General features: G+C 59.3%; 19 protein-coding genes. 4 read left to right on the forward strand and 15 right to left on the reverse strand.

Features of this window, described 5'->3' with window-relative positions; genetic code table 11:
* Positions 1-14: 14 nt before the first annotated feature.
* The 8 genes from SERRSCBI_RS13675 to SERRSCBI_RS13710 form a co-directional block, all read right to left on the reverse strand.
* Entirely contained in the window at positions 15-863 is an 849-nt protein-coding gene (locus SERRSCBI_RS13675; RefSeq protein WP_033643436.1) for an ATP-grasp fold amidoligase family protein, read from the reverse strand.
* Positions 853-2,142, reverse strand: coding sequence for a flippase (locus tag SERRSCBI_RS13680; protein WP_033643437.1), 1,290 nt, complete (start codon positions 2,140-2,142; stop codon positions 853-855). The genes SERRSCBI_RS13675 and SERRSCBI_RS13680 overlap by 11 nt, the downstream gene beginning before the upstream one ends.
* Before the next feature lie 4 nt (positions 2,143-2,146).
* A complete protein-coding gene (locus SERRSCBI_RS13685; RefSeq protein WP_042784788.1) occupies positions 2,147-4,318 on the reverse strand; it encodes a polysaccharide biosynthesis tyrosine autokinase in 2,172 nt (723 codons plus the stop codon).
* 27 nt (positions 4,319-4,345) lie between these two features.
* On the reverse strand, positions 4,346-5,479 hold the full coding sequence (locus SERRSCBI_RS13690) for a polysaccharide export protein (protein WP_033650895.1): 1,134 nt from the start codon (positions 5,477-5,479) through the stop codon (positions 4,346-4,348).
* Positions 5,480-5,524: 45 nt separating this feature from the next.
* On the reverse strand, positions 5,525-6,574 hold the full coding sequence (gene wecA / locus SERRSCBI_RS13695) for a UDP-N-acetylglucosamine--undecaprenyl-phosphate N-acetylglucosaminephosphotransferase (RefSeq protein WP_033643441.1): 1,050 nt from the start codon (positions 6,572-6,574) through the stop codon (positions 5,525-5,527).
* A gap of 173 nt (positions 6,575-6,747) precedes the next feature.
* Positions 6,748-7,710, reverse strand: a complete 963-nt coding sequence (locus SERRSCBI_RS13700; protein ID WP_033643442.1) for an NAD(P)-dependent oxidoreductase — start codon at positions 7,708-7,710, stop codon at positions 6,748-6,750.
* 178 nt (positions 7,711-7,888) lie between these two features.
* Positions 7,889-8,788, reverse strand: a complete 900-nt coding sequence (locus tag SERRSCBI_RS13705) for a transcriptional regulator (protein WP_042784789.1) — start codon at positions 8,786-8,788, stop codon at positions 7,889-7,891.
* Between the two features lie 771 nt (positions 8,789-9,559).
* Positions 9,560-10,954, reverse strand: a complete 1,395-nt coding sequence (locus tag SERRSCBI_RS13710) for a NarK family nitrate/nitrite MFS transporter (RefSeq protein ID WP_033650893.1) — start codon at positions 10,952-10,954, stop codon at positions 9,560-9,562.
* A 351-nt stretch (positions 10,955-11,305) separates the two neighbouring features.
* Here SERRSCBI_RS13710 and narX point away from each other — a divergent pair, with 351 nt between their 5' ends.
* Positions 11,306-13,090, forward strand: coding sequence for a nitrate/nitrite two-component system sensor histidine kinase NarX (gene narX, locus SERRSCBI_RS13715; RefSeq protein ID WP_033643445.1), 1,785 nt, complete (start codon positions 11,306-11,308; stop codon positions 13,088-13,090).
* 10 nt (positions 13,091-13,100) lie between these two features.
* Entirely contained in the window at positions 13,101-13,751 is a 651-nt protein-coding gene (narL, locus tag SERRSCBI_RS13720) for a two-component system response regulator NarL (RefSeq protein WP_033643446.1), read from the forward strand.
* Here the strand turns inward: narL and SERRSCBI_RS13725 are convergent.
* Positions 13,748-15,259: a YchO/YchP family invasin gene (locus SERRSCBI_RS13725; RefSeq protein ID WP_042784790.1), complete on the reverse strand. Its 1,512-nt coding sequence runs from the start codon at positions 15,257-15,259 to the stop codon at positions 13,748-13,750. The two genes, narL and SERRSCBI_RS13725, sit on opposite strands and share 4 nt — an antisense overlap.
* 432 nt (positions 15,260-15,691) lie before the next feature.
* Between SERRSCBI_RS13725 and SERRSCBI_RS13730 the strand changes: the two genes are divergently transcribed.
* Both SERRSCBI_RS13730 and SERRSCBI_RS13735 read left to right on the forward strand, forming a co-directional pair.
* Positions 15,692-16,474, forward strand: coding sequence for an A24 family peptidase (locus SERRSCBI_RS13730; protein WP_084587964.1), 783 nt, complete (start codon positions 15,692-15,694; stop codon positions 16,472-16,474).
* 97 nt (positions 16,475-16,571) lie between these two features.
* Positions 16,572-17,840, forward strand: a complete 1,269-nt coding sequence (locus SERRSCBI_RS13735; RefSeq protein ID WP_042784792.1) for an EpsG family protein — start codon at positions 16,572-16,574, stop codon at positions 17,838-17,840.
* 61 nt (positions 17,841-17,901) lie between these two features.
* Here the strand turns inward: SERRSCBI_RS13735 and SERRSCBI_RS13740 are convergent, their stop codons facing one another.
* The 6 genes from SERRSCBI_RS13740 to SERRSCBI_RS13765 form a co-directional block, all read right to left on the reverse strand.
* Positions 17,902-19,485 (reverse strand): ABC transporter substrate-binding protein, encoded by a 1,584-nt coding sequence (locus SERRSCBI_RS13740; protein WP_042784793.1) that lies wholly within the window; start codon positions 19,483-19,485, stop codon positions 17,902-17,904.
* 132 nt (positions 19,486-19,617) lie between these two features.
* Positions 19,618-20,289: an ABC transporter ATP-binding protein gene (locus SERRSCBI_RS13745; protein ID WP_042784794.1), complete on the reverse strand. Its 672-nt coding sequence runs from the start codon at positions 20,287-20,289 to the stop codon at positions 19,618-19,620.
* A complete protein-coding gene (locus SERRSCBI_RS13750; RefSeq protein WP_042784795.1) occupies positions 20,286-21,128 on the reverse strand; it encodes an ABC transporter ATP-binding protein in 843 nt (280 codons plus the stop codon). The genes SERRSCBI_RS13745 and SERRSCBI_RS13750 overlap by 4 nt, the downstream gene beginning before the upstream one ends.
* Complete coding sequence (locus tag SERRSCBI_RS13755) at positions 21,118-21,984, reverse strand: ABC transporter permease (protein ID WP_042784797.1); 867 nt, start codon at positions 21,982-21,984, stop codon at positions 21,118-21,120. Before SERRSCBI_RS13755 ends, SERRSCBI_RS13750 begins: the two co-directional genes overlap by 11 nt.
* Entirely contained in the window at positions 21,981-23,036 is a 1,056-nt protein-coding gene (locus tag SERRSCBI_RS13760; protein ID WP_033643453.1) for an ABC transporter permease, read from the reverse strand. The genes SERRSCBI_RS13755 and SERRSCBI_RS13760 overlap by 4 nt, the downstream gene beginning before the upstream one ends.
* Positions 23,036-24,604: an ABC transporter substrate-binding protein gene (locus SERRSCBI_RS13765; protein WP_033643454.1), complete on the reverse strand. Its 1,569-nt coding sequence runs from the start codon at positions 24,602-24,604 to the stop codon at positions 23,036-23,038. The genes SERRSCBI_RS13760 and SERRSCBI_RS13765 overlap by 1 nt, the downstream gene beginning before the upstream one ends.
* Positions 24,605-24,732 lie beyond the last annotated feature (128 nt).

Here is a 24,732-nt window from a genome sequence, read left to right on the forward strand (position 1 = left end):
ACGGCCTGTTTCAGCTACGTATGAAAATACCCTCCCCATTCTTGTTCAATTGTTTCTGGCATCAGCCGTTGTAATCCGGCCCCCGGGGTGAAAGTCAGCTCGCCAAAATAAATGCGATCCTGCACCTGATAAAAATCGACGCGTACGTACGAGAATTGTTCCGCCACCTGGCGCGCCAGCCGCAGCATCTCCTTTAGCCCGCTGGGGCGCGACATCGGCACGTCGCTGTTCGGCACGCCCATGCGGATCTCGGTGCGGTTCCAGTCCGCATCAAAGAAATCGCGGCGATGATCGATAAAGCGCTGATAATCGATCTGAATAAAGAAGCGCACCTCACCGTCAAGATTAAAACAGTGGATCTTGATGTCGTTCGGTATTTGCCCTTCGTCGATCAGCATTCTTTCCACCATGATGCAAGGTGGAATATCTTTATAATGCCGCTCGCGATAAACCTGATAAAAACTTTGCCGCAGCCAACTGTTGGTCAACACCCGCAGTTCGTTATAACCGGTTTGGCTTTTATCAAATACCAGCTTGTTATATCCGCTGCCATGGTTGGCTTTAATCACAAACGACTCGGGCAGCTGCTGATACATCTCTTCCGTAAATTCGTTGCCGTGCGCGTAAAGATCGATCAAATACTCTTTACCCCATAGCTGTTCGATATACTCTCTCACCCGATATTTATCGGATAGCTGCGTATATATCGCCAGTGGATAAACTTTCCTACGCATCAGTTTTTCGCTGTACCCCACCGGATGGGCCAGATGCGGCACCTTGCGGAAAAACATTGCGTATTTTAACTGATGATATATTGCATCGGGCATACGTCGGTATAACCCTTTCACCAGATTATTTAACATATATTTCTCGTACCTTCCCTATTAATTGCGGAAAACACCGATAGCAAGTCACCTGCAAACGCGTAATTTTTCCTCCTCTGAAAAAGCTGTTGAGCACAAAGAATGAAATAAACTCCGTGATCAACGTCGATATCGCCGCGCCCATGATCCCGTAGCGCGGGATCAGGATGAAATTCATCACCACGTTGGCCAACGCCGCCAGCGGCATTTTGATGGCGATGAATCGATAGCCGCTGAACAGCACGATGGCGCGGTAAGACACCGTTCCCATCACCGAGAACAGCGACGTCACCGAGCACAGCGCCAAAATGGTCGCCGTTTGCCGGTAACTTTCGCCGAACATCAGCGCGACTATCTGCTGCGGAAACAGCGACAGCACCGCTATCACTGGCATCGAAAGCACCAGCACCATCAGATACAGCTGGCGAATGCGCGCCTCTTGTTCCTGCTCCGAACCGGCGTTCGCCACGCCTGGCATCATCGACATGATCAGCGCGATGGGCACGAATACCCACCCCTGGCTCAGCGTGATGGCGGCGCTGTAAAGCCCGACGCTGTGTTCTCCCAAATAGTTGCCCAGCATGATCTGATCGATGCGCGTATAAATGACGATCGACAGGCTGGAGATCGCCAGCGGCAAGCCGACGCTGAACAGGTAGCGGCCGTAGCGCCGTTTGTGTCTGCCGCTGATCGCCGGCATCTGCGCCTGCTCGCGACGGAACAGCACCCAGCGCACCGCATAAGGCAGCAGGCTGCTCAGCACATAGGGCAGCGCAAACCACACCAGCGGCAATTGCGCGTACACCAGGCCGAGCCGCATCACGATCGACAGCAACAGCGCGACGTTGTTGATCAACGTGTTCAACTTCGACTTCAGCAGCGCGTCGTAATAGATTTTGTAGACGTCCTGCACGGAGAAATACGCGCTGATCAACATCAGCAGCATCATGATTTGGTTGGTGCGATCCTGCGTCAACAGCGTCCAGGCCATCAGCGGCAGCGCGATCAGCGCAAACAGCTGGCGGCGGATGCGCATCGAAGCCAGCATCAGCCGCATGCCGCTCCGGCGCCGTTTGGCGACGCGGTTGAACAGCACCGCGTCCGCCCCCAGCTGCACCAGCGGCACGGCGATGGCGATCACCGACAGCAAGTAGTTAATCAAACCGTATTGCGCCGGCCCGAGATAGCGCGCGACGTACACCGAAACGAAAATCCCCGACAGACTCAGCGATACCCGCTCCAGCATTAACCACAAAGAGTTCATCAGCATCGCTTTCATGCGCTTACGGCACCTTTTCTTCCTGATGGCTCGGATAGGCAAAGGCGTAGTAACCCGCATCGGCGGCGGATTTTTTCACCATGCCGTTGAGGATCACGCCTTTGATCGCCACGCCATTCTGTTCGAAACGGCGCATGCTGGTTTCGATCTGCTTGACGGTGTTCACTTCAAAACGCACCACCAGCAGCGAGGTGCCGGCGTGATGACCGACGATCGCCGCATCCGTCACCGCCAGAATCGGCGGCGTATCGATCAGCACCAGATCGTAGTGTTGCCCGGCCCAGCGCAGGAAGTCGGCGAAGCGGCGATGCATCAGCAGTTCGGACGGATTCGGCGGTACCTGGCCGCGCGGCACGAAGTCCAGGTTGGCGATGGCGGTTTTTCGCACCGCCTGTTCCGCCATCACGTCACCCACCAGCATGTCGGACAAACCGCGATGTCCATCCTCGGCCAGCCAGCGATGCAGAAAGCCTTTGCGCATATCCGCGTCGATCAGCAACACCCGCTGCCCGGCCTGCGCCACTACCACCGCCAGGTTGGTGCTGGTGAAGCTCTTGCCGCTTTCCGGACTGGCGCCGGAGACCATCAGAATATTGTTTTTGGCTTCCAGCATGGCGAAATGCAGGCTGGTGCGCAGGCTGCGGATTGCCTCCACCGACAGATCCGTCGGCTCGGCCACCGCCAGGATCGGCAGGCGCCGGCCGCCGGATTTGGGCAACAGATGACGCTGCTCGCGGTTGCGCTTCACCTGCCACGGCGACAGCGGCACGGTGGCGTAGACGTTGATGCCCCGTTTCTCCAGCGTATCGATATCATTGATGCCGCGGTGGAAGGCCGCGCGCAACAGCACCACCGCGGCGGCGCCCCCGGCGCCCAGCAGCAGCGCCAACAGCACGATCAGCATCTTTTGCGGCTGGATCGGCCGAATGGCGGTTTCCGCTTCATCGATGATGCGCACGTTGCCTACCGTGCCGGCCTTGCTGATGCTCAGCTCCTGCTGCTTGTTCATCAGCTGCATGTAAACCTGCTGATCCACCTGCACGTCTCGGGTGAGACGCAGGATCTCCTGCTGCATTTTCGGCAGCGTCTGCACCTGTTTGCCCAGCCGCGCCTTTTCCGCTTCCAGCGTGGCGCGCTTTTCCAGCAGCGCCCGGTAAGCCGGGTGCGCGCGGGTATAGAGCTTGGAGATCTCCGCTTCCTTGAAGGTCAGTTCATTGAGCTGCGCTTCGAGCTGCACCTGCGTGTCCAACACCGATTTGGCTTCCAGCGACAGATCCACCGAGTCGTTTTGCTGACGGAACTGATTGAGCTGGGTTTCGGCGTTGTTGAGCGAGGTTTGCGTTTGCGGCAGTTGCTCTTGCAGGAACGCCAGCATTCGCTGCGCCTCTTCCGTTTTGCGATCCACGTTCTGCTGCAGGTAGTTGTCGGTGATGTTCTTCAGCACCGCCTCGGCGCGCTGCGGATCTTCGCTCGGCAGCGTAAAGGTCATGATGCCGCTGTCTTTACCGCCCGGCACTACGTCAAGATTTTTGCGCAGATCGTCCACCGCTTTCTGGCGCGCGACTTTGACCACCTTGAAGCTGGCGCCCGGCGCCGCGTCCAGCGCCGAGACGGCCATGTTCCATCCGCCCTGCGCCACCGGCTGCCCGACCGCGCCGCTGAACAGTTTGGCGCCGTCATGGCTCAGCTCGTAATGCTGCCCATCGCGCACCGTCAGCGTCAGCGCTTCGCCCTCCATTTCCGGCGGCGTCGTTAACGTGGCGATATCCAGCACCGGCGCCTTTTCGCCGCTCAGTCGGGCAAAACCTTTACCGAATACCGGGAAATAGTCCGGCTCGACGCGCACCGTCAGGCCAAGGGCATCCACCGTTTTGCCGAGCACGTAGCGCGACTTGGCCAGCGTCACTTCATCCTGCGTCGCCGAATTCTGCCCCATCGAGCTGTCCAGCGTTTCGCGCAGCAGCGAGTCGCCGGACAGCTGTTTCTCCACCTGCACCACCGCCGTGGCCTGATACACCGGGGTCGCCAACAGGGCATAGGCGACGCCCAGCGCGCCGGCCACGCCGGTTACGACGGCGATCCGCCAGCGGTTATCCCAAAGCGGCCCTACCAGACGCTCCCACTCCAGCTTTTCATCTTGTTCGGCCACCATCACGGACAGCGCATTGTTCTTCATCTTCTGTTCCTTATTCATCCTGCGGATTTACCAGTTGCGCACGCGCAAGGTAGCCTCGCTGAGATCGTTAAAGCTGCTGATGGTCGGCACCAGCTGGCTGATCAAACGGTTCCAGCGCGCGACCGGCGCCGCAGTGACGTACACGACGTCGTAAGGTTGCAGCTGAAATTCAGCGCCCATCGCCAGCGCGCTGGCGTCGGAAAGATCGAACTGATACAGCGTCGCCAGCCGCTGCGGCGTTTTGCCGCCGCTCGGCCGGATCACGAATACCCCGGTCGCATCCGCGACCGTCTGGCTGATCCCTTCGGAAGAGCCGAGGGCCTCGGTCAACGTCATGCCGCTGCGATCCATCTTCAGCGTCGCTTGCTTGCCCACTTCGCCCATCACGAACACTTTCAGTTCGTCATTGCGCGGGACGTAAAGGATGTCACCCGGCTGCAGCAACGCGTTCTGACTGATGTCGCCGCGCTGCATCAGCGCCTGCAGCGAGATGGCCCGATCCTTGCCCTGATGGGTCAGCACCACGTTGCGCCAGTCGGCGTTCTCCGTCAGGCCGCCGGCGGCGTTGATCGCATCCAGGATGGTCAGCGGCACGTTGGTGATCGCCTGCTGGCCGGAGGTTTTCACCTCACCGGTCACATAAGCCTTCTGCGAACGGAAAGCGGCGATGCTGACATCCACCTGCGGGCTTTCCACATACTGCGCCAGACGGCCGGCGATCAGGCTGCGCACTTCGGTGACGGTTTTGCCCACCACCGCCACTCGCCCGATATAGGGATAAAAAATCGTGCCATCGGCATGGACCCAGTTACCGGTGTCGCTGGCGCTGCGGTACTGCCCGGCCGGCGTAGTCAGCTCAGGGTGATCCCAGACGGTGACGTTCAACACGTCGCCGACGCCGATACGGTATTGATAGTTCTGCAGCCGCTGATCCAGCGCCGGGTTCGGCCGGGCGACCGGTTCTACGCGCCGCATTTTCTGCAGCAACATCGGCGACATGCGGTAGACCTGCACCTGGTTATTCAAATCAAAACCGTCGTCTTGCTGCACGACGACGGCTTTTCCGCTGGTAGGTAAATGTGAGCCGGGAATCACCGTACACCCGCTCAACAGCGCGGAGGTAAAGGCCAACGGCATCAAAAGAGGCAAATGAAAATTCATGGAAGTACCGTGATAAACGGGCTGCCGCCGCAGCCCGTGAGGGGATTAACGGCCGACGGTCGGATTATCGCTGAACACCGTCGCCTGACGCGGCTCGCGCAACAGGGCGAAATAGCCGCAAAAACAGAGCAGAAACGCCACCAGCATCAAACTCTCTTGCAGTTTCAGCACTTCGCTGCAGATGCCGATGCAGGCCAGCGTCACCGCCAGCATGGTGCTCATCGCCAGCGCCTGGCGCGCATTCAGTCCGCGACGCATCAGAATATGGTGCAAATGATCGCGCCCCGCTTTGAATGGGCTTTGGCGGCGCAGCAGGCGGCGCACCATCACCGTCACCATGTCCATCAGAGGAATGGCGATCAGCCACAGCGCGGTCACCGGGCGCATCACCGCCTGCGGTCCCTGGGTCGCCAGCAACACCAGCCACAGCACGCTGAAGCCGATCACCATGCTGCCGGCGTCCCCCATAAAGATCTTGCTGCGCGCACCAAACAGACTCAGGTTGAACAGCAGATAAGCCGCCAGAGCGGCGATCAGGCCCAGACACCACAGCGCCAGGTCTTCCCGGCCGCCCAGCCCGAACACGATGGCCAGCGCGACGAAGGTGACGCAGGACAAAGCGCCCAACTGCCCGTCGATGCCATCCACCATGTTGTAGGCATTGATCGCTCCCCATACCGCCAGCGGCGTGAGCAGCAACGCGCCATAGCCGAGCATCACTTCCTGATGCCCCCAGACATAACCCAGCGAGGAGAGTTGCATCCCTGCCGCCAGCATCATCGCCAGCGCGATCCCTCCCTGCACCATGACGCGCGGCGCCACGGGCAGATCAAAGCGGTCATCCAGCACGCCCAACACCACCAGCGCCGTTATGCACAGCAGGTAGATCGTGCTTTCGGGCAGCCAGGCGGGTTGCCACAGCGTCATCAGCATCAGCGTCAGGTACACGGCGATGCCGCCGACCAGCGGAATGTGCCCCAGATGTTGCTTGCGCGCATTGGGCTTATCCACTAACCCCACCACCAAGGCGGCGCGGCGGGCAATAAGCACCCACGCCACCGCCAGCACAAATATCACGCTCAGTTGATATAACATCGTTCCTCCAGCGAATAAGCACGCTACCGCCCTTGAGTTACAGCTCCCAATGCGCTATTAACAAAAACAAAATTGATCCGGCCAGGATAAAAGTCAGCATGCGCTAATCCTGAAAATGCAGATTTATCCGCTTGTCAGCGAAAATATCGAAATAACGTCAGCGTGCGATTAAGTTATCTATCAGAAAACTCATGTTTAATGGTTCTTTCGATTGCCGAATCAAGTTCGACCGGCGCCACGAAATTATTCTGCACATTGCTTTTAAATTGCGTTCTGGCGCAGAATTTCTGCACTCTGACGCGACTGATTGGAAATTTCTTGCGACTTATTTTACTCACGACATCCAATGCGGTTGCGCCGCATATTCCCAAGGCGTAAGGAATGCGAATCGTCTTATTTTCCCTGCCCAATGAAGAGGAAATAACGTCGACCAGCTGATTCATCGTAAAGTCCGGTTTATCGACATAGTTACTGACCTGATAACTGGACTGCTGATCCAACGCATGCTCCAGCCGTGCAGCAATATTCTCGACGTAAGCCATCGACTTCATATTATTGCCGCTGCCAATCATCACGAAACGGCCGCTGGCGATCTGGCGGAACAGGTTATACACGTTGCCGCGGTTGCCTTCGCCGAACACCACCGTCGGACGGATGATGGTCAATTTATTTGCGGCGTCTGCCTTGCGCCAGGCCTCATAAACATATTCCGCCTCGAGCTTGGACTTGCCGTAATGGTTGAAAGGTTCGAAACGCCCTTCTTCGCCGGTTTCCTGCTTGACGAACCCGTAAACGGCGACCGAGGAGGTGAAAATGATTTGGCGGATATTCAATGCAGAGGCGGTCATGCAGACATGACGTGCGCCTTCGACATTGACCTGATAATAGAGCGAAATGGGATCGACATTGTCCTGATGCTCCGCCGCCAGATTAATGATGGCGTCACAGCCCGCCAGCGGTTCTTGCAAAGTCTGAGGTTGAGTCACATCGCCATACTGATAAAGGGATGGAAAATGTGCACTGGGTTGCTTATCGACGATGACCAATGTCAGATCATCGCGCTTACTGAGACGTTTCGCCAGGCGTGTTCCGATAAAACCGGAACCCCCGATAATAGCTACTTTACGCTTATCCATAATTTGTCACTCAGCAGGTTCTCATTATTCCCGTCACCCGATTGGGACAGGCGCTAATACGCGTTAGGTAATGAGTTCCAGACTGGACAAATCGAACCTGGCTTTCAAATAACAAATAATGAAATAAAAGATTTCATCAAATGTAAAATTATCGCTATAGATAAAACCTCATTCAGCGCTAATTTTTAACATCGTAAGCAACTTGATATTGCAAGGTTTTATTCGGCAATATGAGATTAATCCGACCTTTACCGGTGGAGGAAGAGGCCTCATATTTTACCGGCAATTTCAGCTGGCCTTGTTTAGGATCGACACATTCGATGGTGGCCTGATCCATGTTCTCTCCCTGGTACAGACAGAACAGCGTTTGCGGGCTGTTGGTATGGGGATTATTCAGCGTCAGCGTCAACACCACGCGCGTGTTGTTCTGAATATCATTGATCACCGGCGGACGGGTTTGGTTGCCCAGGACATATGAAAAATGTGAAATAACCAGTAACGAGGCGAACACCGTCAGGTATTTCACCACGCGACTGGCAGGCACGCTGAAAAAGCGGCGCACGGACAGCGACTTCTTTTCATGCGCCGGATCTTGAGAGGAATCCATCGCCGCAACAGGCGCAGAAACGAGGGTTGATTTACGCGGCTTAACTATTTTTTCGTCGTTGGCTACAGGCGATTCATTTTCACTTTCAGAAAGTTCCGCTTGAATATCAACGTCAATATCATCGTTACCGTTTAATATATCATCATCGGCGTAGTCTTCATCTTCAGATATAAAGTGAAAAGCCGCTTGATTTTCCACCTTGTAACCCAAGCGTGGAATGGTTCTGATAAGCGTGTGTTCCGAATCGCTAATTTTCTGACGAATGGATTTAATTGTTTGATTTATCGTTGAATCTGAACAATAGGTTCCTTTCCAGATATTTTCTATAATTTCCGTTCGGGTAACCAGCTCGGGGGATCTGGCGACAAGCAGCGAAAGAATTTGATACTCCTTCCAACGCAGACGGAATTTCTCCCCGGCAGGAGTCAGAACATCGAGATTCCTAATCTTTATTCTTTTATCAAGATTCACTTTTAATTTCCTTAGCGTGCCTGTCCTGCACACTTTGTATAGAAATATCAAAAAATGTTCAAGAAATTAAATGTAAACTCAACAGGTTGCATTCATCGGATATTGGCTTTTATAAAAATTTTCTGATTTCATTTTTTACATTAAGCCTGATTCAGGATGTTCCGTTTATCCAAACGACTCTATTTCCCTGTTGGTAACATGGATTTCTTTCCTGGCTACCGTAAAATTCAAACCAGCACCTCTTTGATTTAGAAAGAAAAAACTAACGACGTTGCTTAATTGTTAATCGAATGAAATTGTGAAATTTCATTCTACGCCCTGAATTCATTCTGTTTTTCCACCTAATCTGAACGTCAGATAGACTACAAAAAGACGGAAAAAACAGAATGAGAGTTATCTGATTTAACTCCGGCGTTCATTCCATCCAACGGGCGCAGCATCTAAGACAAAACCCTATTGCTGATTTTATAATACGCACATCAATTAGGTATTCTCCTAAGCAATTTCATTTAAACGCAGGAAAAAGCATTAATTGTTTAATAGTAAGAACACGCTCAACAAAACGAAAAAACCGCGTGAATAATATAAACCTTTTGTGAGAAAGGATTCATACATTGAGAGATATAACTATAAAAAAAGAAAAAAACGGCAAGCGGGGGTGAGAATTTTACCTAAAGGCAGAAAATTTCACTGAGGAGGAGAAGAGAGAAGTTTCGGTATGAACGAAATATCCCTCCCCTGTCGGGAGGGATAGAGAAAGTCGTTTGACACTCAGGCTTTTTTCTTGCGGCCATACACCGCCCAGGTGATCACGACGCACAAAATGTAAAACACCAGGAACACTTTCATCGCGCCCGCAGGTGAACCGGTCAGCGCCAGTGAGGTGCCAAAGGCCTGCGGAATGAAGAAGCCGCCGGCGGCGCCAATCGCCGAGATAAAGCCCAACGCGGCGGCGGAATCGGTTACTGCCTCACGCTGCGCGCTTTCATCGCTGCCGCCGGCCGCTTTAACGCGATCGACGGTGATTTTGCGGAAAATAACGGCGATCATTTGGAAAGTCGATCCGCTGCCCAGCCCCGCAGTGAGGAACAGCACCATAAAGATGCCGTAGAAGGCGATGAACGACCCGCCCTCGCCCGCACTCGGCAAGGTCAGGAACAACAGCGCGGCAAAAACGGCCATGACCACAAAGTTGATCAACGTCACCCGCACACCGCCGAAACGGTCAGACAACGCGCCGCCGACCGGCCGCGCCAGCGCCCCCAGGAACGGCCCGAAAAACGCGTAATGCAAGATCACCACGTCGGGGAACTGCGTCTTCGACAGCATGGCGAAGCCGGCGGAGAAACCGATGAAAGAACCAAAGGTCGCGAGATACAGCAGACTCAGCATCCACAGATGCCCACGCTTGAGCACCGGCAGTTGCTGACGCAGCGATGCCTTGGCCGCCGCCAGATCGTTCATGCCGAACCAGGCCGCCAACGTGCCGACCAGCAGGAACGGCACCCAGATCCAGGCGGCGTTTTCCAGCCACAGCTGGCCCCCCTCTACCTGGTTTTGCGCCGTGCCGCCAAACAGGCCGAACAGGCTGAAGGAAATCGCCAGCGGCGCGACCAGTTGCATGACGCTGACGCCCAGATTGCCCAACCCGCCGTTGAGCCCCAACGCCCCGCCCTGACGCGCTTTCGGGAAGAAGAAGCTGATGTTGGCCATGCTGGAAGCAAAGTTGGCGCCGGCGAAACCGCACAGCAGGGAAATAATGACGAACACGCTGTACGGCGTACTGCTGTCCTGCACCGCAAACCCGAGCCACAGGCAGGGCACCAGCAGGAAACAGGTGCTGATGGCGGTCCAGCGACGGCCGCCAAACAGCGGGATCACGAAGGAATACGGTACGCGTAAAATAGCGCCCGAGACCGACGGCAGCGCCGTCAGGAGAAACAGCTGGTCAGTGGTAAAATTGAAGCCGACCTTGTTCAGGTTGACCGCGACGGCGCTGAACAGCATCCAGACGCAGAAGGCCAGCAGCAGACAGGGAATGGAAATCCACAGGTTGCGGGTGGCGATGCGCTGGCCACGCTGCTGCCAAAAAGCGCTGTCTTCAGGGCGCCAGTCCTGAATCAGCGCACCGGTTTTCTTTGATGAAGGCGTTGCAAGTTGCGACATAAAAACCTCAGACACGGGGGATCATTCCGCACACCCTAGGGGGCGGCCCCGGCGGCAAAGTTGATGTATATCAACCCGCATGCAAGTAGTTGGCGGCGGAAATGGCGCCTTCATCCCCTTAGGGGTACGCCCTAACCAAAAATTAAATCCATTTAAATCAATCAACTAATCACTATCACTTTCGTTTTCTTGCCGCCTCGACGCGCCCCTGGAAACTAATGGGTACTTCATTCGAGGTATGGGGTTATGCGCAGGGATAATCAAAAATACGGCTGAATCGTGACTTGTTTAGCCCCATCGCCGCCTTCGCCCCTGAGCTTCAGCGGCGCCAAACGCCAGGAATCCGCACTTATGAAACGCCTGTTGGCCCCGCTTTCGATCGTGAATCAGGTCGCCCTGCTGATGTTGCTGTCGGGCATGCTGGGCGTGGCCGGCATGGGGATTTCCGCCTGGATGTCGCAAAGCATTCAGGGCAACGCGCACGCCATCAACAAGGCCGGCTCGCTGCGCATGCAAAGCTACCGGCTGCTGGCGCAGGTGCCGCTGGATGAACGGCACGAAGCGCTGATCCGGGAACTGGAGCGCGACGAAAACAGCCCCGACCTGCAGCGTTCGGTGGAGCAGGAAGGGTTGACGCAGCCTTTCAACGCCCTGCGCGACTATTGGCAACAGACGCTGCAACCTCGCCTGCGCAGCGCGCAGCAGCCGGCCGACGCCGCGCCCCAGGTCGCGCACTTCGTGCGGTTGTTGGATAAGCTGGTGTCGGATATCGACAGGCAAACCGAACGCCGTCTGCTGATGGTGACGCTGGTGCAGGCCGGCTTTATTGCGCTGACGCTGCTGCTGTTGATCGGCACCACCTGCTACCTGCGGCGCCGGTTGCTGCATCCCTGGCGGCAACTGGTGGAGATGGCCCTGGCGGTAGGCCGCGGTGATTTTAGCCGCCGCTTTGCGCAGCGCGGCCATCAGGATGAAATGGCGTCGCTCGGCGGCGCGTTGAACACCATGTCCGACGAGCTGTCGGCCACCTACAGCGGGCTGGAGCAGCGCGTGGCCGAGAAGACCGCCGACCTGCAGCAGAAAAATCAGGTTCTGAGCTTCCTCTATCGCGCCAGCCGCCAGCTGCACGCCAGCGAGCCGCTGTGCAGTCGCCTGACGCCGCTGCTCAACCAATTGCAAACCCTGACGCCGCTGCGCGCCATTCAGGTGCGGCTGTATGAAAACGACAGCCGGGAACCGCTGCTGCAGCTGAGCGGCAACCAACCGCTAAGGCCGGAGCATTGCCATAACCCGGTGTGCAGCGCCTGCCTGAACGACAGCGACCGCCAGTATCCCAACAATCCGTCGCTGAGCTGGAGCCTGAGCGACAAGCTGGGCGATTACGGCGTGATCGTGGCGCAACATGCGCCGCAGCAACCGCTGAACGATGAACATCGCCAACTGATCAATACCCTGGTGGAACAGCTGACCAGCGTGCTGGCCATCGAACGTCAGGTCGACCACCAGCAGCAGTTGATGCTGATGGAGGAGCGGGCGGCGATCGCCCGCGAGCTGCACGACTCCATCGCCCAATCGCTCTCCTGCCTGAAAATGCAGATCGCCTGTCTGCAGATGCAGGGGGAAACGCTCTCTGCCGCCAGCCAGGCGCTGGTGCAACAGATGCGTGAAGAGCTGAACGGCGCCTATCGCCAACTGCGCGAACTGCTGACCACCTTCCGTCTGCAGTTGACCGAACCGGGTCTGCTGGCGGCGCTGCAATCGACGGTGGCGGAGTTCAACCCCAAACTGGGCCTGACCATCAGCCTCGATTATCAGCTGGGGCCGCGCACGGTGCCGGCCTATCAGGCCATACACCTGCTGCAGATCGCCCGCGAGGCGCTCAGCAACATCCTTAAGCATGCCGCCGCCAGCGAGGTAAGCATTCAGGTCATCAATAAACGCGGCGAAGTGACCCTGAGCGTATGCGACAACGGACGCGGCCTGCCGGCCGAGACCTCTCGCCCCGACCATTACGGCTTGATCATCATGCGCGATCGCGCCAAGAGCCTGCACGGCCGCTGCGACATTTTACCGCGCAGCGGCGGCGGCACCGAGGTGCGGGTCAGCTTCACGCCGGATAACCACGCCATCGACTAACGGAGACACCATGACGACAGAAACCGCCGCCACCATCTTACTGATCGACGACCACCCCATGCTGCGCAACGGCGTAAAACAGCTGATCGGCATGGACGCTCGCCTGCAGGTCATCGCCGAGGCCAGCAACGGTGAACAAGGGGTCGCGCTGGCGGAGCAGCACGATCCGGATCTGATCCTGCTCGACCTGAACATGCCCGGCATCAACGGGCTGGAAACGCTGGATCGCCTGCGCCAGACCGACCTGTCGGGGCGCATCGTGGTGTTCAGCGTATCCAACCATGAAGACGACGTCGTCAGCGCGCTCAAGCGGGGCGCCGACGGCTATCTGCTGAAAGACATGGAGCCGGAGGATCTGCTTAAGGCGCTGCATCAGGCGGCGGCCGGGCAGATGGTGCTCAGCGAAACGCTGACGCCGATCCTCGCCGCCAGCCTGCGGGAAAATCGCCCAAGCGCCGAGCGCGATATTCAGCAACTGACGCCGCGCGAACGGGATATCCTGAAGCTGATCGCCCAGGGGCTGCCGAACAAGCTGATCGCCCGCCGCCTGACCATCACGGAAAGCACCGTCAAGGTACACGTCAAACACCTGCTGAAAAAGATGAAGCTGAAATCCCGCGTCGAGGCCGCCGTGTGGGTGTTGCAGGGTAAAAACGGTTAATCGTCGCCGTACAGCGGCCCGGTTTGCGCCGGGATCGGCGGCGGCGTCAGGGTTTGGATCGGCGGCTGATCCGCTTCATCACCGGCGGTCGCCGTCAGCGGCGGCGCCACTTTCAGTTCTATCCAGTTGGACGTCACGCGCTGCTGTTTGTCGTCCTCCAGCGTGACCGACAGCCGATAGCTGTTGGCGGCGCCCGGGGCGTCATCCCACGGCGGCACGATCGTCGTCCAGCCCTGCGGGTCGTTGGCATTGTGCGGCGGTGTCAGGCTCAGCGCCTGCGTATCCCCCTGCCAGCTGACGCGAGAAATCCCGTGCAACGCCTTGATTTCCAGCACCAGCGGCACGGTTTCCCCCGCCTGCAGGCTCCACGGCGGCGTGGCCAGGAACACCTGCAGCGTCTTGCGCTGGCGGAACTCCAGCACCGGCACGTTTTTACGTTCGACAGGATCGTAGCGGCTGCCGCGCAGCGACTTGGCCTGCGCCACATACTCCGGCGAAATCTGCTTGACCAGCGGCACCCCGAGCCGGTAGCTCAGCGCCAATTCCACCTGATCCTGGCTCTGCCCGCCCGCACCAATCTTATGCAACGCCTTCATCGTCACCAGCGGTACCGGGGTATAGTTGAGCCCCAGCTGCATCGCGCGCGGATCGTTCTGTTTCTTGCCGCTGCCGAACAGATCGACATTCTCGCCCAGGTACTGTTCATAGCTGAGCGAACCGCCGATTTGGCGATAGAACGGCAAATAGCCCTGCGTCGTGATGTCGTAACCGCGCGCCGGACGGCTGAAAAATACCCCATCGCCGGGCTGTTGCGACAGCGCCGACAGCGGATAGTAATAGTTGGTGGAGAAACGCAGGTAGTCCCCCCAGGCTTCCGCCCCCACGCTGCCGCGATTGCGCTGCCGGGCGAAATCGCTGTCGAGCGCCGTGTTGTAACCCAGCAGCCAGTCACCGGCGATCCAGCGTTGCCCCAGCGCGACATTGCCGAGCGCCCCGGTGCTTTGCTGCAGCCAGCCGATTTGGCTGTAGGTCAACAACCCATCGACGTCGTACAACGGGCTGAAGAGCTGGCCGTTGCTGCCGGTAAAATCGCCCTCGCCGCTCATCTTCAGCGACAGCCGGGCGGTTCCCAACGGAGACAGCAGTTCTTGCGCCTGTTGCTGCAGCGCGCCAGTCGCCTGCCCCAGCAAATAATCTTCAGCGCGGCTGCGCATCTGCTGACGTGAAACGTTGTTCAGATCTTTTTCGCCGAGCTGTTTGGCCATTTCGGCCCACTGCTTCTCGCGCGCGGCGTCGTCGGGCGCACCGCCCAGTTCGGGCAAGTTCGCCGCCGGATCTGCGCCGGCCTGTTCGGAAGAGATAACGCTGTCCGGCGCCGGTGGGGATTCGGCGCACGCGGGCGCCGCGCCGGCCAGCCACACCAGCGGCCCGGCCAGCCACGCCGTCTGGCGTCGGTGCCAGAATCGTTTTTTAGTCTTGATGAGTACTGCCTGAATGACGTCTTTCATGACACCGTTGGCTTCCCTCCTTCCTGGAGCACGCCAACCCACTGCTTTGCCGCCGCCATTCCCGCGACAGCGCTGAAAAACCTCACGCCCCCAGCCCGGCGGGGGCGCCTATGTCCTCATAGCCTAACGGCTTGACGAGCAGAAACAATAGGATAAACCCCAATCGCTCCCCAGTGACATCGTCACTTGTACCCTTTACCGATCCATTCCGGCCGCCAGGTGAATTCACCGCATTTTAGCGCCGATTTTGCCGATAAAAAGCACAGTACCCCGTGGCTGCGCGCCACCGCGCAGGGCATTGTACACCCCTGCAATACGCAGCGTGGCGATGCGAACGCCTGCGCATTCCTCACAACCGACCGCGTTTTCCCCTGATGAAATACGCATTTTGCCGTTATTTTAGCCGTCTGTTCTACGACTGGCGGAGTCCGGATGTTGCTTTCTTTACTGTGGCACGCGCTGTTTTTCACCGCGCTGCTGTCGGCGGGCCTGATCGCCTTCGCGCTCATCACGTGGCTGGAACGCGTGGAGGGCGTCAACGGTCGCCCACAGAGGTTGCGCCTTCAGGGGCCGCTGCTGACGGCACTGGGGCTGGCGTTGGCGACGCTGCCCCTGAGCCTGGCTGCAGCGCCTCGATGGGGGTTAGTGCCGGCCGCGGCGCTCCTGATCGCCCTGGCCTGGCTGGACTGGCGCCATCGGTGGCTGCCGGATCGACTGACTCAGCCGCTGCTGTGGGGCGGGCTACTGTGCAACCTTGACGCTCGCTGGGCGCCGCTGGAAGACGCCGTGCTGGGTGCCATCGCCGGTTACGGCGCGTTATGGCTGCTCAATGCGCTCTACCGGCTGACGCGGCGGCGCAACGGCATCGGCCAGGGCGATTTCAAACTGCTGGCGGCGCTGGGCGCCTGGCTTGGCTGGACGATGTTGCCGCTGCTGGTCTTTCTGGCGGCGGCGTTCGGATTGGGCGTCGCGTTGGCGCGTGGCCTGCACAACCGCCGAGCCTGGCGAACGCCGCAACCTTTCGGTATCGGGTTAGCGGCGGCCGGCTGGCTATGCCTGCTGACCGGTCCCGGCTCACCTGGCCCGCAGTGGAATTTCATTTATTTCACAGCATCAACCCCACATGAAATCGAGGCAGAACGCGGTTCTGCGCATTTCGCACCGTTTTTACCCAGCCTCGCCGACGGCCATTTTTCCGCTGCCGGCAAGGGATGATAACCTGGTGAAATTTTGCCTATTTCACCAAAACTCACTGTGTCCCTTTAGGCCCCGGTGTTATGTTCCCCAGCTGGATCACGCCATGGAGCATCCCATGCAAAACCCGGTCAGGCCACTCGCCGCCCTTCCCGACAGCGAACAGGCGCATTCTTCCGTGCAATGGCTGCTGCTGGGCGCCGTCGCCATCACAGGCGTTTGGTTCGCCCCCTATTTATCGTTGGTGATTTGCAGCGGCTTGATCGCCGCCTTTATGCTGCTGCGCCAGCAACCCGATCGCGTGCTGAATCTCACCGCCTTCCTGCTGCTGACCGTGATATCCGCGGTGCCGCTGGCGACGAAGAACCTCGAGCCGGTGATGAACGACAAGGTGAACTACTACCTTGAGATGCAGCAGTACAGCGGCTACGGCCTGATGGACTGGCTGGCGCAGTTTTCCGGCACCGACTTTGTCTCGCACCTGTTGTTTAAACTGACTGCCACCTGGTTTGGCGTCGGTAATAGCGCATTCGCCGCCTTCTTCCTTATCAGCTTTTCGCTGCTGGCGCTGGGCGTTTACCGCCTGTCGCGCACTTACTTTGCCGTGATCCTGTTTTTGTTCTGCTGCCAGTACAATTTCCAGGGGCTGTACGGCAACCTGTTGCGGCAGGGGCTGGCGCTCTCTTTCCTGGTGCTGGCCGTGTCGGAGCAGCACCGCGGCCGCATGCTGCTCTGGATCGTGATGGCGTCCTTCAGCCATTTTTCCGCTTTCCTGTTTCTGCCCTATCTGCTGCTGCCCGCGCGCTGGCGCACCGTGGGCACCCTGCCGGTGCTGGCCCTGTTCGCCGCCTGTTACCTCGGCGGCGCGGTGCTGATGCCTAAACTGATCGCCGTCGTCGGCAACGACTTTCTGGCCTCGCGCGCCGAAGCCTACGTCAGCGGCGACTTCGGTAATAACCCGGTGCGCAAAATCCAAATCACGCTGCTGTACGTCGGCGTGGTGGAGGCGCTGTATCAATTCGCCCGCTACAAGTTCCGCACGCCATCGCCTCAGTTTGTACAAGCCGCCTATGCCGTGCGCCTGATGTTCCTTTATAACTGCGCGGTGTTCTTCGCCACCATCAGCTTTGAAGAGGTGGCTAACCGCTATTCATTCAACATGATGATCTTCGTGCTGATCTTTATGGTGATGGTATGCGGCAATCTGAAAGACGCGGTAAGCCGGGTGCTGCTAACGTTGCTGTGCTTCTCGCTGGGTATCGCGTCCTATCTGTATATCAACCAGGTCGGCGTGCAGCAGTTTTGGTACGGCGATCTGCAGGCGCTGGTGACCGACAGCCTGCCGACAATCCTCAATAAGCTGAATCTCGCCGGCACGCCGTGGTGAGCTCGCCGCGTTAACACCGGCCAGGCCCCTCTCCTCTCGGCGGCGAGGGGGCATTTTTCGTTCACGGCTGCGTTTTATTCACCCGATCCAAATACAGCATGCTGTTGGCGATATCCACCCGGGCATCTTCAACATTGTCCCGTAATGCCACCAGCGTTTGCCCCTGCAGCGCCAGCACATAAGGCGAACTGGCCTGCAGTTCCCGTTGCAGCGCGGCGTAACGTGCGCTGCGCGCTGCGCTGTCGCCTTCCGCAGCCGCCGCACGCGTTTCCGCGCTGATGGCGGGAATGCTCCACTGGGTGCGCCAGGCCAGGGTCTTCGGCCCGCCCGGCACATTGTAGGCAAAGGCGCTGGCGTTGGTGTTCGGATCCAGATAGTCGGCGCCCCAATAGGTGAAGATCGCCTGGAAATCGCGGCCGCGCATCTTGCCCCACAGATCGCTCTCCACCACCGGATGAATGTCCAGCCGCAGCCCAGCCTGCGCAAAGCTGGCCTGCAGCGCCTGCGCGATGTCGGTATACGGCGGCTGGTTGATGACGATCAGGCTGATGCTTGTGCCCTCGGCGATGCCGGCATCGCGCAGGATCTGTTTGGCCTTGTCCACATCGAGCTTAAACGGCCGCTCGTCGAGCGCACCGTCCAAGCCCTGCGGCAAGAAGGCCTGATGCACGCGATATTGCCCTTTCAGCAACCGTTCGGCGATGCTCTGATAGTCCACCAGCCAGCGCGCCGCCTGCCACAGCGCCGGATTGCCCAGCGCCGGGTTGTCTTTGCTGCCGGTATTGAAACCGAGGTAATACACCTTGGGCGCATCGGCCTGCTCAATGCGCACGCCCGGCGCTTTGCGCAGCGAGTCGAACTGGTCAGCTCCCAGATCGTAGGCCACGTCGGCATCCCCCTTCAGCAACAGTAAACGGCGGGTGCCGGCATCGCTGACGTTCTTGAATAACACCGTTTTCAGCCGGGCCGGTGACGGCGCGTAATCGTTGCGGCCAAACAGCAGCGCCTCATGCGGCACATAGTTATTCACCCGATACGGGCCGCCGCCGGCCGAATGGTTGCGCAGCCAGGCGTTCCCGAAGTCCCCCTGCTGCGCGTGTTCGCTCAACAGCTTCTCATCCACGATCGAAGCCACGTTCGCCGTCAGCAGCCGCAGCGCCAGCTCGCTGCCGATGTTGGCCGACCAACTGAGCTGCACCTGGTTATCCCCGATCTTCTTCAGCTGCTGCTCGACGTTATCCGGCGTCCAGCCAAACTCAGCGAGAATAAAGGACGGCGCCTTGTTCAGCTTCACCGCACGCACCAGAGAGTAAATCACGTCCTCGGGACGCAGCGGATTGCCGGAAGCGAAACGTTGTTGCGGCTTCAGGGTAAAGATCAGGCTGCGCCCATCGGCGCCCGCTTGCCAACGGGCGGCGGCGTCCGGCGCCAACTTTTGCGGCGCACCGCGATCCGGCGCCACCAGGCGCTGATAGAGATTGACCAGATTGGCCGAGCTGACGGTTTCAAAGCTCTCCGCCGGATCGAGGCTGATGATGCCCTCCAGCGAACTGACCACCACCAAGGTATCCGGCGGGGTGGCGGCCTGCGCGCCGAAAGCGGTCGCCAGCGCGCCATACAATAAGGTTGGGATTAACCGTTTCATCGATACACTCTCCACAATCACGCGGTTGCGTTGTTTTTCGAGTGTAGGGGGTAAGAATTAACAGAAGAACGACGATAAATTGCTTTATTTATTACCAAGATGGATATGCCCGCCGCATTGACGGGCATTGGCTCAGGCAAGGAGACGGCCGTGCGCCATCGCCACCGAGCGATCGCACATATGGTCGATCACATCCGCATCGTGACTGACCAGCACCAGGGTCAGATCGCCAGCCTGTTTCAGCTCGTTGAGCAGGTTGAGGATCTCCGCCTGCACCGACATGTCCAATGCCGAGGTCGGCTCATCCAGCAGCAGCAGCTTCGGCCGCAACAGCAAGGCGCGCACGATCGCCACGCGCTGCCGTTGGCCGCCCGACAGCTGATGCGGATAGCGATCCAGCAGGCGCGGATCCAATCCTACCTGGCGAAAGCCCGCGCTGATTTTGCGTTCGATGTCGCTTTCTTGCAGCAGTTTGAGCGGTTCCGACAACGTGCGCAACAGCCGGTGCTTGGGGTGAAGCGAAGCATAAGGATCCTGAAACACCATCTGCACTTCACGCCGCAGTTCGCCGGTGAACGCCTGCCCCGGCTGCAGCCGCCGCCCGAGCAGTTCAAAACCGCCGCGCCAGCTGTCGTTCAGCCCGGCCAACACCCACAGCAGCGAGGACTTGCCGCAGCCGGAAGGCCCCACCAGGCCGAAGCACTCGCCCGGTTCGATACGCAGGTTAACGTCGTGCACCACGGTGCGCTGTTCATAGCCCTGACGATGGCTGACGCTGAGGTTCTCCAGTGCAATCACGCTCATTTCAATGCCTCCAGCAGCGCGCGATCCAGCACCGGCAGCGGCTTGCCGCGCGTCTCGCGGCTCGGCCGACACGCCCACAGCGTGCGAGTATAAGGGTGCGTGGCCTGCGCCAGCTCTGCTGCCGGCAGCTGATCCAACAGCTCGCCTTTGTACATCACCAGTACCCGCTCGCAGTGGTGTGCCACCTGCTGCAGATCGTGGCTGATCAGGATCAGCCCCATATTGCGTTGCGCCACCAGATTTTCTATCAGCTGCAGCACCTGATCGCGCATCTGGTGATCCAGCGCCGAGGTGGGTTCGTCGGCAATCAGCAGCTGCGGATCGTTGATCAGGGCGATGGCCAGCATCACCCGCTGCCCCATCCCGCCTGAGAGCTGATGCGGATAGCGGCGACACAGCGCCGCCGGATCGGGCAAGCCCACCGCCGCCAGCATCTCCAGCACTTTTTCACGCCGCTCGGCGCGGCTCAGCTTGGCATGCAACACCAGCGGCTCCTCCACCTGACGGCCGATCGGCTGATTGGGATTCAACGCATGCTTGGGATCTTGCATCACCATCGCCACCCGGTCGCCGCGCAGTCGGCTCCACTGGCGCTCGCTCAGGCGCGTCAAGTCTTCGTCGCCCAGCGTCAGGCGCTGCGCCCGCAGCTGCAACGGCGGCGGCAATAGCCCCATCAGCGCACGCGCGGTCAACGATTTGCCGGAGCCGGACTCACCGACCAGCGCCAGCCGCTCCCGCCCCATGCTGAACGAAATATTCTTCACCAGCGCCGCCGGCTGCGGCCCCGGCACGCCGATCGCCAAACGTTCAACGGTCAATAAGGTGTTATCAGTGCCCATGACGAGGATCCATTTTATCGCGCAGGCCATCGCCCAGCAGGTTAAAGGCCAGGCTGGCGAACAGGATCGCCCCGCCCGGTGCGGCGGCGACCCACCATTGATCGAAAATCACTTTACTGCCTTCGGCCACCATCGAGCCCCATTCGGCGGTCGGCGGCGCGACGCCCATGCCGAGGAACCCCAGACCGGCGGCGGACAGGATGATGCCCAGGCTCAGCGCCGCGCGCACCACCGCGCTGGGCAGGCATAAAGGTAAAATGTGGCCGACCATCAGCCGCAGCCCGTTGATGCCCTGCATGCGCGCCGCTGCCAGATAATCGCTGCGGCGCAGCGCCAGCGTTTCGGCCCGCGCCTGGCGGGCAAAGGCCGGCCAGCTGGTCAGTGCCAGCGCCAGCGCGCCGTTCATCAGCCCCGGCCCCATCACCGCCACGAACGCCAGCGCGATCACCAGGCTCGGCAACGACAGGAAAATATCGGTCAGACGCATCAAGATGCGTTCTGCCCAGCCGCCGAGATAACCGGCGCAGATGCCCACCAGCAGACCGATAGGGATGGTCAGCACCAGAATCAGCGACACCAGAATCAGCGTCGGCCGCGCGCCGTAAATCACGCGGGAGAGCAAGTCGCGGCCGAAACCGTCGGTGCCCAACCAATGCGTGGCGGAAGGCGGCAGCAGCCGCAGCTCGATATGCTGCAAATTGGGATCGAAAGGCGCCAGCCACGGAGCCAGCAGCGCGGTGACGATCAGGATCGCCACCAGCGCCGCGCCGAGCGTCAGCGTGGTCAGCCGCTGACCGGTGCGATAGCCGACGGCCGGCTCGCTTTGCGGTTCGTGTTCAGAGAGATATTGGCTCATCGGGTTCGCGGATCCACTAGATAGGTCAAGGCATCGGCCAGAGTATTCAACAGCACGAAACAGGTGCCGATCAGCAGCGTGGCGCCGAGGATCGCCGGGGTGTCGGCGGCAAACAGCGCCGAGGTCAGATAGCGCCCGACGCCGGGCCAGGCGAACACCGTTTCGGTCAATACCGCGCCCTCCAGCAGGCTGGCATAGGAGAGAGACAGTACGGTGATCAACGTCCCCAGCACGTTGGGAAACACGTGGCGCAGCAGAATGCGCAGGCGGCCGGCGCCTTTGGAGCGCGCCAGCGTCACGTATTCCTTGTTGCACTCTTCCAGCATCGCCGCGCGCAGCAGCCGGGTGATGCCCGCCATCGACAGCAGCGCCAGCGCCACGACCGGCAGCCACAGGTGGCTGATGGCGTTGTAGAACATCTCGCGATCGCCGGACAGCCAGCTGTCAATCAACACGAAACCAGTACGCGGCTCCATGCTGTACAAGTAAATGTCATCCAGGCGCCCCGGCCCCGCCGACCAGTGCAGCGTGGCGTAGAACAGCAGCAGCCCCAGCAGGCTCAACCAGAAAATCGGCACCGAATAACCCACCAGCGACAGCAACCGCGCCGCATTATCCAGCCAGCTCCCCGGTTTGAGCACCGCCAGAAACGCCAGCGTAATGCCGCCTAACGCGCCGAGAATAATGGCGCAGGTGGCCAGTTCCACCGTTGCCGGGAAGGTACGCAACAGATCGCTCAGCACCGGCTGGGCGGTAATGCGCGAAATGCCCAGATCGCCGTGCGCCAGGTGCACCAGATAGCGCCAAAATTGCACCGGCAGCGGCTGATCCAGCCCCAGGTCATGACGCACCTGCGCATAGGTGGCTTCGCTGGCGTGATCGCCCGCCACCTGCAGCGCCGGATCGATCGGCGCCAGGTGCGACAGCATAAAGGTGAACAGCAGCAGGCCGAGCAGCGTTAACGCCAGCGACAGCGCGCCGCCGAGCAGCCGCCCGCCCCAGCGCCAATACCGCCGGGCTAGCCCGGCGGAGGCGGAGAGTTCAGCGGCCATTACTTGCTGACCTTGCTGTAGAACACCATGTCAGGGTTGATGCCCTGCACATAGCCCTTGAGGTTGTCACGCACCGCGATCAGGCTGCGCGCCTGCAGGCCGATAACGAACGGCGAGCTTTGCTGCACCTGTTTTTGCAGTTGCTGATAGTCGGCCACCCGTTTGGCGGTGTCGTTTTCCGCGGTGGCGGCCAGCGTCAACTTGCTCAGCGCCGGGATCTGCCAGTTGGCTCGCCAGGCCAGCGTCTTGCTGCCGTCCTCCGGGTTGTAGGCAAAGGCGGCCGCGTTGGTGTTGGGATCGAAGTAATCCGGCCCCCAGGAGGTCAGCGTCGCATCGTAGTTAAGCGCTTTCACCTTGGTGGAGACCTGCGAGCTGATGCCCGGCACCAGTTCGACCTTCACGCCGCCCTGAGCAAAACTGGCCTGCAGCGCCTGAGCGATATCCAGGTACGGCGGCTGGTTGTTGACGTCCAGACGGAAACTGACGTTGCTCAGCCCCGCTTTGGCCAGTATTTCTTTGGCTTTCTGCGGATTGAAGCTGTATGGCTGCTCCTTGAGCGCCCCCAGATAACCGTCCGGCAGGAATGCCTGATGGCTCTGGAACTGCCCTTTCAGCAGATCGTCGGCGATGCCTTGGTAATCGAACAGCCAGCGCGCCGCCTCCCAAAACGCCGGGTTGCCGAGCGCCGGCGACGCCTTGGCGTTGAACTGCAGGAAATAAAGCGAGGCGTAAGGAATGGCCAACGGTTTGACGCCCGGCTTGCCCTTCAGGGCCGCCATCTGGTCCGCCCCCAGGTTGCGCGCGATGTCGGCATCGCCCTGCTCAATCAGCAAACGGCGCGCGGCCGGATCGGGCACGTTTTTGATCAGGATGGTTTTCAACGTCGGCGCCCCTTCCGGCGAGCCGGGGTTCGCGTCCAACACCACCACTTCGTGCGGCACATAGGTGCGGATTTTGTAAGGGCCGCTGCCGGCGGAGTGGCTGTTCAACCATTGGTGCCCCAGATCGTCGCCCTGCTGGTGCGCCAGCGCCTCTTTGGCGTCGACGATCGAGGATACCGGCGCCGACAGCAGGCTGAGCACGAAGGCCGGGCTGACGTTTTCATCCCAGCTGATTTTTACCGTATGGTCATCCACCTTGGTCAGGTGTTGATCCACGTTCTTCGCGTTCCAGCCCAGCTGCGTCAGGATAAACGACGGTTCGAGATTGAGTTTCACCACCCGTGAAAGCGAAAAGATCACGTCCTCCGGCCGCAGCGGGTTGCCGCTGGCGAATTTGGCGTCCGGGCGCAGGCTGAAGGTCAGGCTGCGGTTATCGGCGCCGGCCTGCCAACGGCTGGCCAGGGTCGGTTTGAGATCGACGGGATTGTGCGGATCGGACTGGATCAGACGTTGATACAGGCTGTTGAACGACTGCACCGTGGTTAACTCAAATCCCTGAGCCGGGTCAAAGCTGACCACGTCATCGATAGACTGCGCGATCACCAACGTGTTGGCCGGCGTCGCCGCCTGTACGTCAACGCTGGCCGCCACGGCCAAAAACAGCAAAGAAGGAACGAGCGCTTTCATCTGAAACTCTCCAAGCGGATGGAATTTATAATAATTTCGCGAGTGTATGCGAGCGCGATCGGCAGCTGAAGGTACTTAAATCACTATAGATATTCTTTTTATGTATATAGATGGGGTTTTGATTATTA

It is taken from the genome of Serratia sp. SCBI, assembly GCF_000747565.1.
GTDB classification, from domain to species: domain Bacteria; phylum Pseudomonadota; class Gammaproteobacteria; order Enterobacterales; family Enterobacteriaceae; genus Serratia; species Serratia ureilytica.